The organism is Bacteroides celer (assembly GCF_002632415.2).
GTDB lineage: Bacteria > Bacteroidota > Bacteroidia > Bacteroidales > Bacteroidaceae > Bacteroides.
The window spans coordinates 933,300-948,316 of sequence record NZ_CP178209.1; the positions used below are offsets into that span (position 1 = coordinate 933,300).

Annotated in this window: 10 protein-coding genes; 9 read left to right on the forward strand and 1 reads right to left on the reverse strand. The window is 40.8% G+C overall.

From position 1 onward, the window contains the following. Window positions 1-51 precede the first annotated feature (51 nt). A complete protein-coding gene (locus CJF29_RS03350; RefSeq protein ID WP_099146846.1) occupies window positions 52-1,086 on the forward strand; it encodes a glycoside hydrolase family 43 protein in 1,035 nt (344 codons plus the stop codon). Between the two features lie 7 nt (window positions 1,087-1,093). Continuing rightward, a complete protein-coding gene (locus CJF29_RS03355; RefSeq protein WP_099146847.1) occupies window positions 1,094-2,062 on the forward strand; it encodes a glycoside hydrolase family 43 protein in 969 nt (322 codons plus the stop codon). A gap of 119 nt (window positions 2,063-2,181) precedes the next feature. Here the strand turns inward: CJF29_RS03355 and CJF29_RS03360 are convergent, their stop codons facing one another. Continuing rightward, complete coding sequence (locus CJF29_RS03360; protein ID WP_413544521.1) at window positions 2,182-2,472, reverse strand: hypothetical protein; 291 nt, start codon at window positions 2,470-2,472, stop codon at window positions 2,182-2,184. A gap of 218 nt (window positions 2,473-2,690) precedes the next feature. On the opposite strand from CJF29_RS03360, the gene CJF29_RS03365 reads away from it, so the two are divergent. From CJF29_RS03365 to CJF29_RS03395, 7 genes are all read left to right on the forward strand, one after another. Next, the gene (locus CJF29_RS03365) at window positions 2,691-3,281 is read left to right on the forward strand and encodes an RNA polymerase sigma-70 factor (protein WP_004327200.1); all 591 of its coding nucleotides are present in this window, start codon (window positions 2,691-2,693) and stop codon (window positions 3,279-3,281) included. Window positions 3,282-3,352: 71 nt separating this feature from the next. Continuing rightward, window positions 3,353-4,366 carry a FecR family protein gene (locus CJF29_RS03370; protein ID WP_004307061.1) on the forward strand — a complete coding sequence of 338 codons (1,014 nt, stop codon included), beginning with the start codon at window positions 3,353-3,355 and terminating at the stop codon, window positions 4,364-4,366. 267 nt (window positions 4,367-4,633) lie between these two features. Beyond that, window positions 4,634-7,999: a SusC/RagA family TonB-linked outer membrane protein gene (locus CJF29_RS03375; RefSeq protein WP_099146848.1), complete on the forward strand. Its 3,366-nt coding sequence runs from the start codon at window positions 4,634-4,636 to the stop codon at window positions 7,997-7,999. 10 nt (window positions 8,000-8,009) lie between these two features. Next, window positions 8,010-9,665, forward strand: coding sequence for a RagB/SusD family nutrient uptake outer membrane protein (locus tag CJF29_RS03380; protein WP_099146849.1), 1,656 nt, complete (start codon window positions 8,010-8,012; stop codon window positions 9,663-9,665). Window positions 9,666-9,696: 31 nt separating this feature from the next. Beyond that, window positions 9,697-10,695, forward strand: a complete 999-nt coding sequence (locus CJF29_RS03385; protein WP_004310635.1) for a family 43 glycosylhydrolase — start codon at window positions 9,697-9,699, stop codon at window positions 10,693-10,695. 26 nt (window positions 10,696-10,721) lie between these two features. Further along, window positions 10,722-12,770, forward strand: a complete 2,049-nt coding sequence (locus CJF29_RS03390) for a DUF5125 domain-containing protein (RefSeq protein WP_099146850.1) — start codon at window positions 10,722-10,724, stop codon at window positions 12,768-12,770. Window positions 12,771-12,905: 135 nt separating this feature from the next. Next, entirely contained in the window at window positions 12,906-15,017 is a 2,112-nt protein-coding gene (locus tag CJF29_RS03395; RefSeq protein ID WP_004327203.1) for a beta-galactosidase, read from the forward strand.

Genomic DNA, 15,017 nt, shown 5'->3' on the forward strand with positions numbered 1-15,017 from the left:
AGTTAACATTATCTTTTTGAATGGTATTAATCCTATAAAATAATATCGATTATGAAAATCAACTTTTTAATTAATTCAATATTTTATGTTGCAACAACATTGTTGATAATGATATTGCAATCATGTGCTTCTGAATATGATCCGACCAAGAATATGCTACCTCCTGCTTCTAATGCTAAAATACTTATACCATTAGCAGATCCTTTCATTTTATATGATAATAATACATATTATGCTTACGGTACTTCTAGTTCTGAAGGTTTTCAGGCATATGTATCGACTGATCTAAAACATTGGGCATTAGCAGAGACTCCTTTAGGAAATCATCTTGTTCTTAAGAAAGGTAACCAGGTGTATGGGGAATCTGATTTTTGGGCACCAGAAGTTTATAAGAAAAATGGAATGTATTATATGTTCTATTCGGCAAATACTCGAATTTGTGTGGCGACTTCTGACTCTCCACTAGGACCATTTATTCAATCGGAAGTAAAGCCATTAATTAGCGATGAAGGTTGTATAGACCATCACTTGTTCATTGATGATGATGGTACTCCTTATTTATTTTTCGTACGTTTCATAGAACCGGATGGTATAACTTCGGGGAATAACATATGGATGACACGAATGAATGATGACCTACTATCTATTAGGGATATGAAAAGCGAATGGAAGCATTGTATTAGTGTTTCGAAGCCTTGGGAGAATATAATGGGGCGTATTATTGAGGGGCCTTTTGTTCTTAAACATAATGGTAAGTATTATCTCAGCTATTCAGCTAATGATTATCAGAGTCAAAGTTATGGTGTAGGATATGCGACTTCTACTAATCTGTCTAATCCGAATTGGGAAAAAAGCCCTTCCAATCCGATTTTAAAAAATCCCAATAATTTAGTTGGCACAGGACATCACTCCTTCTTTTCTGATGCAGAAGGTAACTTATGTATTGTCTTTCATGCCCATAAAAGTTTATCTGAAATACATCCAAGACATATGTATATCAGTTATGCGAATTTTGATTCTATGGGTTCGTTAGTAGTGGATAGCAAATATTCCAAGCCGATGTTAATTATAGATGATATAAAATAGTAAATTTATGACTAATCAAATATCTAAACAGCGTATTGTAATGATAGCATTAGGATTAATTCTGATACTATCGAATATAGAAGCGCATAAAAATAGCAAAGGAATTCCCTTAGCAGATCCTTTCATTTTATGTAGTAATGGAATGTACTACGCCTATGGAACTTCTAGTCAGGAAGGGTTTAAGGTGTATGTCTCTAAAGATTTGGAAAAATGGACGCTAGGTGATACCCCACTAGGGAATCATCTAGTCCTTCAAAAAGGTGTTGATGTATGGGGACAGTCGGATTTTTGGGCTCCAGAAGTGTATTATATTAATAATAAGTACTATATGTTTTATTCGGCAAATACTAGAATCTGTGTAGCAACATCGCTTTCTCCTTTAGGGCCGTTCAAACAAGAGAAAGTTCAGCCCATTATTCCTGATGAAGGATGTATTGATCATCATTTATTTATTGACGACAATGGTAAATTTTACATATTCTTTGTGCGTTTTAATGATGGAAACAATATTTGGATGGCAGAAATTTCTTCGGATTTACAACAAATAGCTTCTAAAGAAACATGGAAACATTGTATTAGTGTTTCTCAACCTTGGGAGAATAAAATGGGACGTATTATTGAAGGTCCTTTTGTGTTAAAGCATAATGGGGTCTATTATCTTACTTATTCTGCAAATGATTATAGAAGTTCTGATTATGCGGTAGGTTACGCAACTACACATGATTTATCTAATCTTCAATGGAAGAAAAGTCCAAATAACCCCATCCTTCATCGTCCTGGAAAATTAGTCGGTACGGGACATCATTCTTTTTTTTATGATACTAAAGGCAATTTGAAAATTGTCTTCCATGCTCATAAAACAAATACGATTATTCATCCACGCGAGATGTATATTAGTGATGCACAATTAAAGAATGATAAGCTGAATATATCTTCTAAATTTAAGAAGGCAATTATATGTAATACAAAAGATTAATTACTATATTCAAGTGTAACAGTTGATGTGTGCTTGATTAATTTTCACTTTGATGGAGGGCAACTTGATAGTTTATACTTTTAACTGGAGAATGTCCTCTATCAATGTGGATTTTTTACTTAGGCATACAAATCTTTTATTGTAATTGGAGGTTTGCTTTGGCAAAAGTAAATTTCGGTATTAGTTCGATTAATTCCATGATTATGCTGACTTTTTCCATATCCTTTTGCTGAATTATGCCCATGCATGGTATGTGCCAATACGTTGAGAAGTGTGCCGATAGGAGTTCCCATGTCGCTCACATTAGCAGTTACAGGAGTAGCCATAGCCAGACCAATTTTCTCTTTACTGTCTGCGGAAAGTTTTTTTAATACAGGAGTAAGGAAAGTGAGCATTATGGCAGAGTGCATAGCGTGATTGTGTTCTGAAAGGTCTTATAATGAAGCGTGCCAACAACACATTCAGTCTGCTTTTGGTTGTTGCGATGGCAAGTATGTCCCCACTGATAAACAATATAATGATAGGATCGGCAAAACAGTGTATGATGTCCTTGAAGATATTAATATGGATATTAGGTAGTCTGCTGCAATTTCTCTAAATTTGTGCCATTAACTCGACTAATACATTCATGGAGCATACTGAAACTTTAATAGTAGAGCAGTTGAAGACAGGTAACGAAGATGCCTATCAATACATCTATGACCGTCACTATGCTCTGCTGTGTCATGTCGCGAGTGGCTATGTAAGAGATCAATTCCTTGCGGAAACCATTGTCGGAGATACCATTTTTCATTTATGGGAGATTCGTGAAACGCTGGAGATTTCCGTTTCCATCCGTAGCTATTTGTTGAGAGCCGTCCGTAATCGTTGTATCAACTATCTTAATTCAGAATGGGAAAAGCGCGAGATTGCGTTTTCATCTCTGATGCCCGATGAGATAACAGACGATAAAATGACGATATCCGATTCGCATCCGTTGGGGACATTGCTGGAGCGTGAACTGGAAGAGGAAATATATAAAGCCATTGACAAATTGCCGAACGAATGTCGTCGCGTGTTCGATAAAAGCCGTTTTGAAGGAAAATCATACGAAGAAATTTCTCAAGAGTTAGGCATCTCTGTCAATACGGTTAAGTATCATATAAAGAATGCATTAGCATCTTTACAAACGAATCTAAGTAAATATCTGATTACTCTACTTTTATTTTTTTTCGGGTAAAAACGAAAAAAAGTCATTTTTAGACTACCCTCAATTAAAAATCTACTGTCTCCTTTATAGAACGCAGAAAAATGGAAGAAGAAAAGAAACATATTGATGAATTGATTGCAACCTATCTGACCGAAGGTTTGGACAAAAATGCTTTAGCCGAACTAAAAGCATGGATAGCTGCATCACCTGAAAATGAGGATTATTTTATTCAGCAACGGGAAGTCTGGTTCTCTGCCGTGAGCCGTGAAGCCGCGTCGAAATACAATAAAGACAAGGCATTCGATACCTTTAAGAATCGTATCGGGAGCCGGAAGCAAGTGGAGAAAGCTCCTCGCCAGGAATTCCGTTTGTCGGCGTTGTGGCGTTATGCCGCGATTATCGCAGTCATACTTGCAGTAGGATGCTTCTCATATTGGCAGGGAGGAGTGAATGTAAAAGACACTTTTGCAGATATATCCGTAGAGGCTCCTTTAGGATCAAGAACGAAACTTTATTTGCCTGATGGTACATTGGTTTGGTTGAATGCCGGTTCACGAATGACCTACTCACAAGGCTTTGGAGTAGATAACCGTAAAGTAGAATTAGAAGGTGAGGGATATTTTGAAGTCCAACGGAATGAGAAACTCCCTTTCTTTGTAAAGACTAAAGATTTGCAATTGCAGGTATTGGGAACAAAATTTAATTTCCGCGATTATCCGGAAGATCACGAAGTGGTAGTATCCTTGTTGGAAGGGAAAGTGGAATTAAATAATTTACTGAAAAAAGAGAAAGAAGCTTTCCTTGCACCCGACGAGAGAGCGATATTAAACAAAGCGAACGGATTGATGACCGTAGAAACGGTCACAGCCTCCAATGCCTCCCAATGGACGGATGGCTATCTGTTTTTTGATGAAGAACTTTTGCCGGACATCGTGAAAGAACTGGAACGTAGCTACAATGTGAATATCCACATAGCTAATGATTCATTAAATAAATTCCGGTTCTACGGAAACTTCGTCCGTCGGGAACAAAGTATTCAGGAAGTGTTGGATGCGTTGGCATCTACAGAGAAAATACAATATAAAATTGAAGAGCGCAATATAACTATCTATTAACCGGTTACCAGAGATTATAATACTATGATTGTTTAACCTTATAATTGAAGAATATGAGTAAAGGAAATAATACTGAATAGTCTTTAGTGAATGATAAGGAGAGAAAAATAAAAACCGGAAGATCTCGAACATCTTCCGGCTCCTGAATCTCTTCTTCAACAACTTTCAAACGTGAGCATGTTTTCAAAAGAGATTATGCAAAGTTAGCAAAATACATCTCTTTTAAAACGAGTTATTCAAGTTTTAATTAAATAATTTGTTTATTTTATGAATTACAGGAAGAAGGCCATATTAATGGTCGTGGCTCTCTTTTGCCTTAACATAGCAATACTAGCCCAGGCCGTTTCATTGAAAATGAATAATGTTTCAGTGAAAGAAGCAATGACGCAATTGAAGAATAAAAGCGGATATTCTTTCGTATATAAAGTGGGAGACCTGGATACCAGGAAGATTGTAAGTGTAAAGGCAAAACAATTGAATGAAGCTATCGATCAGATATTGTACGGGCAAGAAGTTGTTTATGAGGTAAAGGGCAAGAATATTATTGTCCAAAAAGGGCAAGCGCGGCAGAATACCTCTAAAGACACTAAAAAGCGTAAAGTCACAGGTACAGTGAGCGATGCCAACGGTGAACCGATCATCGGTGCTACCATCAAGGAAAAAGGAACAACCAACGGAACCGCATCTGATTTGGATGCTAAGTTCTCTCTGGAAGTGTCACCGGGAGCTGTATTGGAAGTCTCCTATATCGGTTATCAGACACAGGAAGTAAAGGTGGGCGACCGGGTATCTTTATCTGTCACCTTGGCTGAAAATCAGCAAATATTGGACGAGGTGGTAGTGGTGGGGTATGGTACAACCTCCCGTAAAAACCTGACTACTTCTATCGCTACCGTAAAAACAGAAAAAATATCCAAAGCGGCTACTAGCAATATCTCAGGAATGTTGCTGGGACGTGCTGCCGGTTTGCAGGCAACCGTTGCCAGTCCCCAGCCGGGAGGAGGTATTAATATCTCCATTCGTGGAGGTGGTACACCGATATATGTGGTGGATGGAGTAGTTATGCCTAGCGGCTCTTTTGAAGTCGGCACGGGAAGTACGTCACTTCCTTCTTCCGTCAATCGTGCCGGACTGGCCGGATTAAACCCCAATGATATTGAATCCATTGAAATCCTGAAGGATGCTTCTGCAGCAATTTATGGTATCGGAGCAGCGGATGGTGTTATTCTGGTGACTACCAAAAAAGGAAAAGAGGGAAAACCGACCATCGTGTATGAAGGAAGCTATTCCGTGCAAAAACATTATCCTTACCTGGATGTATTGAGCGGACCCGAACTGATGAACATGGTGAATGTGTTCAGTAAAGAGAATTATTTATATGACAAAGGCCAGTATCCTTATGGAAATGCCGCTTATGACGATAAATGGACACCTATCTTTACACCGACACAAATAGCCAATGCCCCGACTACGGATTGGCTGGATAAGGTACTGAAAACAGGTGCAGTGACCAATCATAATCTGACGATTAGCGGTGGTTCGGAAAAGTTTAAATACTATCTGGGCGTTAACTACTATAAAGAAGACGCTACCGTTTATAATTCGGATATGGAGCGATACTCCCTGCGTACAAACATCACATCCCAGCTGACTAATTTCCTGAAACTGACAACAATTGTCAACTTGAATCAGAATAATTACACGAACTCTACTGTCGGCGGAGATGTCGGAAACTTAAGAGATCAGGGAGCCGGGGCACTTTTCGGAGCAATCTACTATCCCTCTTATCTTCCCGTGTACGATGCCGAAGGACAATATAATGTATTCAGCCGGACGCCTAATCCCGTTTCCATGCAAGATATTAATGACAAATCCGAGCAAAATGGTTACTACATGAACTTCTCACTGGATGTCGATATTATCAAGAATATGCTTTCTGCCAAAGTATTGTATGGCTTGAATAAGGAAAATACCTCTCGTGATTCTTACATTCCTTCTGATATTTACTACGCATTGCAACGTAAATCCAGAGGAAACTTAGGATATGGAAAAAGGCAGCAAAGCACTCTCGAAGGTACATTGACATTCCAACATAAATTTGGAGAGTTATTAGATATGAATTTGATGGCCGGTATGGGACGTTATCTTGATAGTGGCGATGGTTCGGATATATCTTATGAAAATGCCAATGACCATATACAGGGAAGTAGCGTAGGTATGGCAGACGGTCCTTTTTATCCGACTTCCTATAAATATAAGAATGAAAAGAGGTCACAGTTTGTCAGAGGAAGTTTCGACTTATTCGGACGCTATGTAGTATCCGCTTCATTGCGCCGTGACGGTACGGATAAATTCTTTCCCAGTAAGAAATACGCCCTCTTTCCATCTGTTTCTCTTGCATGGAAAATGAATGAAGAATCATTTATAAAGAATATCTCCTGGATTAATATGTTGAAATTAAGAGCCAGTTACGGTGAAACAGGTAGTGATAACTTAGGTACAACACTATATGGTATTGTAACAACTACCCGTGAAGATGTTCAGTTTAATAATAATTCGGTCACCTATATTCCTTACATACTGTCCGGTGCCAACTATGAAGATGTAACCTGGCAAAAGACGGTTATGAAAAATATCGGATTGGATTTTTCCGTTCTTAGAGATAGAATCTGGGGTAGTGTAGATATATTCCGTAATGACGTAACCCATTTGTTGGGTACAGCACCGACTGAATTATTGGGAATGCACGGAACACGTCCTATCAATGGAGGACATTATAAACGTACCGGAGTAGATGTGAGCTTGAATTCGCTGAATCTTCAGACACATAATTTCAAATGGACCTCTCAAATTACAATGTCCCATTATAACGCGGTATGGATAGAACGTATGCCCAACTATGATTATCAAAAATATCAGAAAAGGAAAAATGAACCGATGAATGCATTCTATTATTATAAAACGACCGATATTATCGATGTGGATAAGAGTAATATGCCCGAATCGCAACGTTCATTGGGACCTGCCGCCTGTATGCCGGGTTATCCTATTGTCGAAGATAAAAACGGTGATGGAATTATTGACGTGAATGACTCTTACATGGATAACATGCTTCCTAAATTGTATTTTGGTTTTGGCAATACATTTACATGGAAAAACTTTGATCTGGATATATTTATGTACGGACAATTAGGTGTAAAGAAATGGAATGACGCATATAGTTATAGTGCAGATGCCGGAAATCTCTCCAGAGGAGTGGATGCGCACAATGTTGGTATCTATTCTTATAACATCTGGAATACCCAGACAAACACGAACGGACATTTCCCGGGTATCGCAATCAGTAAATCAGTGGCTTTACCCGAAAATCTGGGCTTTGATTATACAAGAGAAAATGCCTCTTATGTGCGTGTGAGAAACATCACACTGGGATATAACCTGGGTCCCAAAGAATTATCCGTATTTAAAGGGTATATTAGAGGAATACGTGTGTTTGTCGACTTTCAGAATCCTTTGACCTTTACCAAATACAAAGGATATGACCCTGAAATCAACACTTCCTCTTCGAATCTGACCGGAGGACAATATCCTCAAATGAGAGTTTATTCAATAGGTGCAAAATTAACCTTCTAAACTTCAAGCTATGAAATCTAACAAATTATGTCGTATGAAAAAGAAGTTCTTTTTACCGATGCTTGTTTCCTTGCAACTCTTATTCGGTAGTTGTGAGAATAATTTTGATCCTTATATTTACGGAGCTTTGTTACAGGGAGAATATCCTTCCACAGAGCAAGAGTATGTTTCCTATATGATGGTTTGCTACCTGCCTTATACTACGGTTTGGACGTATGATATGGGTTCGGGTGGTTTGCAACATGGTATTCATATACAGTCTGGAGGAGCGGTGCGTATGTTTGATTCTGCTTCTGATATATGTGCGCCTGCTACCACAGTAGGTGCAGACTGGGAACGCCTTAGTAAAGGAGATTATAGTAATTGCTTTTATTACTGGCGCGGAAATGTAGACGACGGTGGTAACTTGAATCATTTCCCGAAAACAGCCCAGGTAACCCGTATGACTGAAGTGATTGGAACGTTGGAAAAAGCTCCCCTGACTGCTCTTACAGAAGAAAAGAAGAATAATTTACTTGGAGAAGCACGCTTGTGTCGTGGATTGATGATGTACTTCCTGTTGCATGTTTACGGTCCCGTACCGGTAATCCTGGATCCCGAAAAAGTAATTGATCCGGAAGCGTTGTCGAATACCGTGCGTCCTTCTTTGGATGAAATGACTCAATGGATTACGGATGATCTGGAATTTGCCGCAAAGAATGCTCCCGAAGTAGCCCCGGATTTGGGACGCTATACGCGTGACTATGCCCGTTTCTGCCTGATGAAACACTGTCTGAACGAGGGTGAACACATGGAAGGTTATTATCAGAGAGCGATTGATATGTATAATGAACTCAATACGGGCAAATATGATTTGTTTAAAACCGGAAGTACTCCGTACGTTGACCTGTTTAAGAATGCCAATAAATTCAATAAAGAAATGATTATGGCTGTCAGCTGTAGCCCGGCTGCCGATGGTAACCCGAAACATGGAAATGCGAATCCTTTCCTGATGTGGGCTTTGCCTTCTGATGTGGCAAAAGGGGATCCTTTTCCAATGGGAGGCGGATGGCTCCAGGCTTTCAGTATGGATAAAAAATACTACGATGCTTTCGAAAGCAACGACGGTCGTCTGAAGACCATTGTAACCAGTTATAAGGATAAGAATGGTGTCGCTATCAACAAAGATAATCTGGGAGTGAGATGGAACGGATATATTATAAATAAATTCCCGCAGGAGACGATGACTACTTTCCAGGGTACCGATATTCCTTTGGCAAGATGGGCCGATGTATTATTGATGTATGCAGAGGCGGAAGTGCGTAAAACAGGAACTGTACCTTCCGTAGCTGCTATAAATGCGGTGAATCAGGTGAGAAAAAGAGCCGGGCTGTCGGACTTGCCGAGTGTGACAACCAATACAAAAGACGCTTTTTTAAACGCTATTCTGATAGAGCGGGGACATGAATTTTTCTATGAAGGTAATCGAAAGATTGACTTGATCCGCTTTAATAAATACGCGCAAGAAATGTATAAGGCAAAAGGCATAATGCCGACGCATCAATACATGCCGATTCCTAACTATGCAGTCGAACAGGCCATTTCTTATGGAAAAGAGCTGAAGCAGACTTGGGAACGTCCGGGTTGGGCGGAGGATAAGAGCAAAGCGCAGCAAAGTATAAATTAAACCTATTAACTGAATAAAAGATATGAAACGTATGAGTTACTATATAATTGGTCTATTATTGTCTTTAATGAGTTGGTCGTGTTCGGATGATGCAGAAACAGGCAGAGAAGAAATTCCGGTGGAAACTGATGGCGGATATTTGTTCGCCCACATGACTAATGCAAATTATGGAAAGTTATATTATGCTGTTTCCCGGGATGGCATCAACTGGGAAACACTGAATAAAGGCCGGATTATCAATAGCGCTTACATTGGACATCCTGATATTTGTCAGGGACATGACGGAGCTTTCTATATGATTGCAGTCAATCCGCTGGCTTTGTGGCGTTCGGAAAATCTGGTGACATGGACATCTACCCAGTTGAATGAAATGATTTTTAATCGTAGTAATGCACAGGGATTCTATACTACCTATTATTGGGGAGCACCCAAAATGTTTTATGACAAGGATAGCGAACAGTACATTATAAGCTGGCATGCCTGCAACGACCCGGATAAGGACGATTGGGACAGTATGCGCACTCTCTATGTGTTGACAAAGGATTTCGAGACCTATACGGAACCACAGAAATTATTCAATTTTACCGGTACGGATGAGAATATGGCTATTATCGATGCTATTATCCGCAAAGTAAACGGTGTTTATTATGCGATTATGAAAGACGAACGCGATCCGGCTGTTGCCCCGGAAACAGGGAAAACAGTTCGTATTGCCACCTCTTCCAATCTGACTGGTCCTTATACCAATCCGGGAGCACCTGTCACTCCGAATGATATGATGCGTGAAGCACCTATTTTTATCGAACGGCCGAATCATAGCGGTTGGTTTATTTATGCGGAATCTTATGCAGCCAAACCTTATGGGTATCATTTGTTTCAGTCGACCTCTATGGACGGGCCATGGAAAGAACGTACTTTCTCCGGACCTAATGTAAAGGATGGTACGGACAGACCCGGCGCACGACACGGCTGTATTGTGAAGGTGAACGAAACAGTTTATCAAGCTCTGCTGAAAGCATATAAAAAATAAATGTATAATCTTAATATGACTGCATTATGAAATATTATATATATACGGTCCTTCTGTTGCTGTTAACGGCATCTTGCAGTGATGACGTACAGAAATGGGATCAATGGCCGGAATGGAAACTTGCCTCTCCTCTTTCTGTAGGAGGTCAAGTGTTGGATGAAGAGATTTACTCTAATTTTCAGGGAAAAAAGCTTCATCTGGAAAAAGGACAGGAAGTCGAGTTTTCGGGGATTGACGAAATAGAATCCATTCTTTCACCGGATTACTTTGAATATGTGTCCGAAAATAAGGCCCGTTTCAAAGGAGAGACGGCTGATTATAGTGTGCTTTATGATCCTGCTAATGAGCTTTTGTACATAGAAAAAGCCGGGGCGACCTATCCGGACGGATTATGGTTCTGCGGAGCCAATTGGGGACATCCTCAAGCGAGGCTGGTTACCACAAGCGGTTGGAGTATGGACGGACCTAACAATGTGCTTTATTGTTATAAAAATGCCGACAATGTTTTTCAACTGACTCTCTATCTGGCTAATAACTTCTCATTTAAGTTTTTCAAGCATAGAGGCTGGGGAGAGGGAGACAATGAGATCACTACTCTTCCCGAAGATAATATCACTCTAACTACCCCTTTCTTGGTTGCCGGAAAGACGGGAGGAAATTTTATTCCGGGACCGCTGTTCCAACCCGGAGTTTATCTTATCACGCTCGATTTGAACAATAACACTTGTGCTTTTGAAGCGAAAGATGAGAATATTCAAGAACAATCTTTCCTGGTTAACGGTCAGGAAATGGGTATATTAGAAGAGGCTTCATCTTTTCTGGGCATTGCTTTGGAACTTCATAAAGGTGATGAAGTGACTTTCAGCAATTTTGGTGATGTGAGAAAGATGCTTCAACCGGATTTCTTTGAAAACATAACAAAAGATAAAGCTACATTTATAGGAGTAGACGGAAACTATAAATTGTATTATGATCCGATAAACAAACTGACATATCTGGAAAACCGCTCGGTAAATTATCCGGATGGGTTATGGGTTTGCGGATCCAGTTTCGGACATCCTCAAGCCGGACGGGTGACTGTCGGTGCATGGACTTTCAACTTGCCGAGTGATGCATTCCAGTGTGTGAAGGTAGCAGACAATATTTTTGAAACCACTCTTTATCTGGTTAAAGATTTCCAGTTTAAATTCTACAAACAACGTCCTTGGGGAGGTGAGCTGGCTAGTACTATTGTCAATACGCAACCTGTTAATTTATTGGGTAAGGGATGGTATTACAGTGATCCGGCAACAGGTGGCACTGGTGGCGGACATTTTACCGGTGATTTTGTAGCCGGACCGGATTTCACACCGGGAGTATATCGTGTCCGGATAGATTTGAATAAGAATATATGTATGTTTATTGATAAGGTGGATGAAGGACAACTTGGACCGGAATCTTATAAAATAAATGGTACGGAACTGACTCAATCTACTAATCCAAGCTATATCGCTGTAGAGTTAAACCTCACGAAAGGACAAGTGGTCGATTTCGAAGGATTTAGTTATCTGGACTATATGCTTCAACCGGAATACTTTACGAATGAAAATGGACAATATAAGTTTAACGCTCCGGACGGTAAGTATCGGATTTCATATAATAAGGATAGAGAACTTATATATGTAGAGAAAACGACCGATACGGAATTCCCGGAAACAGTATGGATAACTGGAGCTGCCTTCGGCCATCCTAGAATCAGCGGACTCCTTCCCGATGACATTGGAAATTGGGGATGGGATAATCCAAAAGACTTTATTTGTTGTGTGAAGACCGGAGATCGTGTATATGAAACTAACCTCCTTCTGAACAACGATTTCATGTTCAGATTTTATAAAAGAAAAGGTTGGAATAATGAAATTACTTCGTTTGATGTGACCATCGTATCTGAAGGTGATTTAATAGCCCGGGGCGGTTATTGGGATGGAGATCAATGGAAGGAAACAGAGAACTTCGGACCGGGAAATAATTTCAGAGCCGGTATATATCATGTCAAACTGGATATGAATACAAATACCTGTACGTTTACAAAGAGATAATAGTCTGACATAGGTATTAGTGTTACATAAGATAAAGAGGCCGGGTTTCACCGAAACACGACCTCTTTATACAAATAGCAATGTGGCTTTTTCTTTCAGAAATGTCTTATCATATAGATTCTAAAAATAATATTCATGAAGAATTTCCTATTTGTCTTAACTTTATTGTTTTCATTATCATCCTTTTCCCAGTCTCCGGTCGATAAGTCTTTTCCTCCGGAAGAGTTGTTTGCTTTGGGCTCTTACTATTATCCCGAGCAATGGGATTCCTCCCAATGGGAGCGTGATTTGAAGAAAATGTCGGAAATGGGCATCAAATTCACCCATTTTGCAGAGTTCGCCTGGTCTATGATGGAACCGGAAGAGGGAGAATATCATTTTGAATGGCTGGATCGTGCAGTCTCTCTGGCGGAGAAGTATGGTCTGAAAGTAATCATGTGTACACCTACCCCCACGCCTCCCGTCTGGCTGTCGAAAAAATATCCCGACATACTGATTCAACGGGATAATGGAGTGACCATTCAACACGGACGACGTCAGCACGCTTCCTGGAGTAGCGATCGCTACCGTCATTATGTGGAAAATATCGTTTCCCGCCTGGCAATACATTATGGCAATAATCCCACTGTTATCGGCTGGCAGATTGACAATGAACCGGGACACTACGGGGTGGTAGATTATAGTGAAAATGCACAAGCCAAATTCCGTATCTGGTTACAGAAGAAATACGGCACTATTGACAAACTGAATGATACCTGGGGTGCCTCTTTCTGGAGTGAAACCTATCAGAACTTCGAGCAGGTTCGCCTTCCCAACCAGCAGGAAGTACCTGATAAGGCCAATCCTCACGCCATGCTCGATTTGAACCGCTTTATGGCGGATGAACTGGCAGGCTTTGTCAATATGCAGGCAGACATCCTTCGGCGGCATATCCACAAAGACCAATGGATCACTACCAACCTGATACCTATTTTCAATCCGGTCGATCCGGTACGGATCGATCATCCGGACTTCCTGACCTACACCCGCTATCTGGTGACCGGACATAATCAGGGAATAGGCAGCCAGGGTTTCCGGATGGGTATTCCGGAAGATCTCGGTTTCTCAAACGACCAGTTCCGTAATCGCGTAGGTAAAGCCTTTGGAGTTATGGAACTCCAACCCGGGCAGGTGAACTGGGGAGTGTATAACCCCCAACCTTTACCCGGTGCCATCCGTATGTGGGTGTATCACGTCTTTGCAGGTGGTGGGAAGTTTGTGTGCAATTACCGTTTCCGTCAACCTCTGAAAGGCAGTGAGCAATATCATTACGGTATGATAATGACTGATGGAGTAACTCTTTCTCCGGGCGGTGAAGAATATGTACGCATTACGCAGGAGATGAAAAAACTGCGTGCCGCCTACGATAAGAAAAATCGTATGCCCGGTCAACTGGCCTCCCGGCGTATTGGTTTACTTTTCGATATGAGTAATTATTGGGAAATGGAGTTTCAGCGGCAGACGGATCAATGGCGGACGATGGCTCACGTGCATAAATATTACAATCTGCTAAAATCTTTTGCAGCTCCGGTAGACGTGATTTCGGAGAAAGAGGATTTTTCCGGTTATCCTTTCTTGATAGCTCCTGCCTATCAGTTGCTTGACAACAAGCTGGTGGAACGTTGGACTGAATATGTGAAGAAGGGAGGACATCTGATCCTGACTTGCCGTACCGGTCAGAAAGACCGTGACGCCAAACTGTGGGAGGCTCCTTTGGCTGCTCCGATCCATCAACTGGCCGGAATAAATAGCCTGTATTATGACCATCTGCCACACAATCTGTACGGAAAGATCGATTTCGAGGGTAAGGAATTTGCCTGGAATAATTGGGGAGACGTACTGACACCGGCTGCCGGAACAGATGTGTGGGCTGTCTATACAGACCAGTTTTATAAAGGAGCCGCTTCCGTGATACACCACAAACTGGGTAAGGGAACGGTCACTTATATCGGAACGGATACCGATGACGGCAAACTGGAAAAAGAGGTGGTACGTCGTGTATATACAGAAGCAGGCGTATCGACCGAAGATTTGCCGTACGGAGTAGTGAAAGAATGGCGTGACGGTTTTTACATCGCCTTGAATTATACGTCGGACATTCAGGAAATAGTCATTCCCGATGAGGCGGAGGTACTGATTGGCAGTGCACGCCTTGAACCTGCGGGAGTAGTGGTGTGGAAAGAAAAATCGGACAACAAGCATAAATAA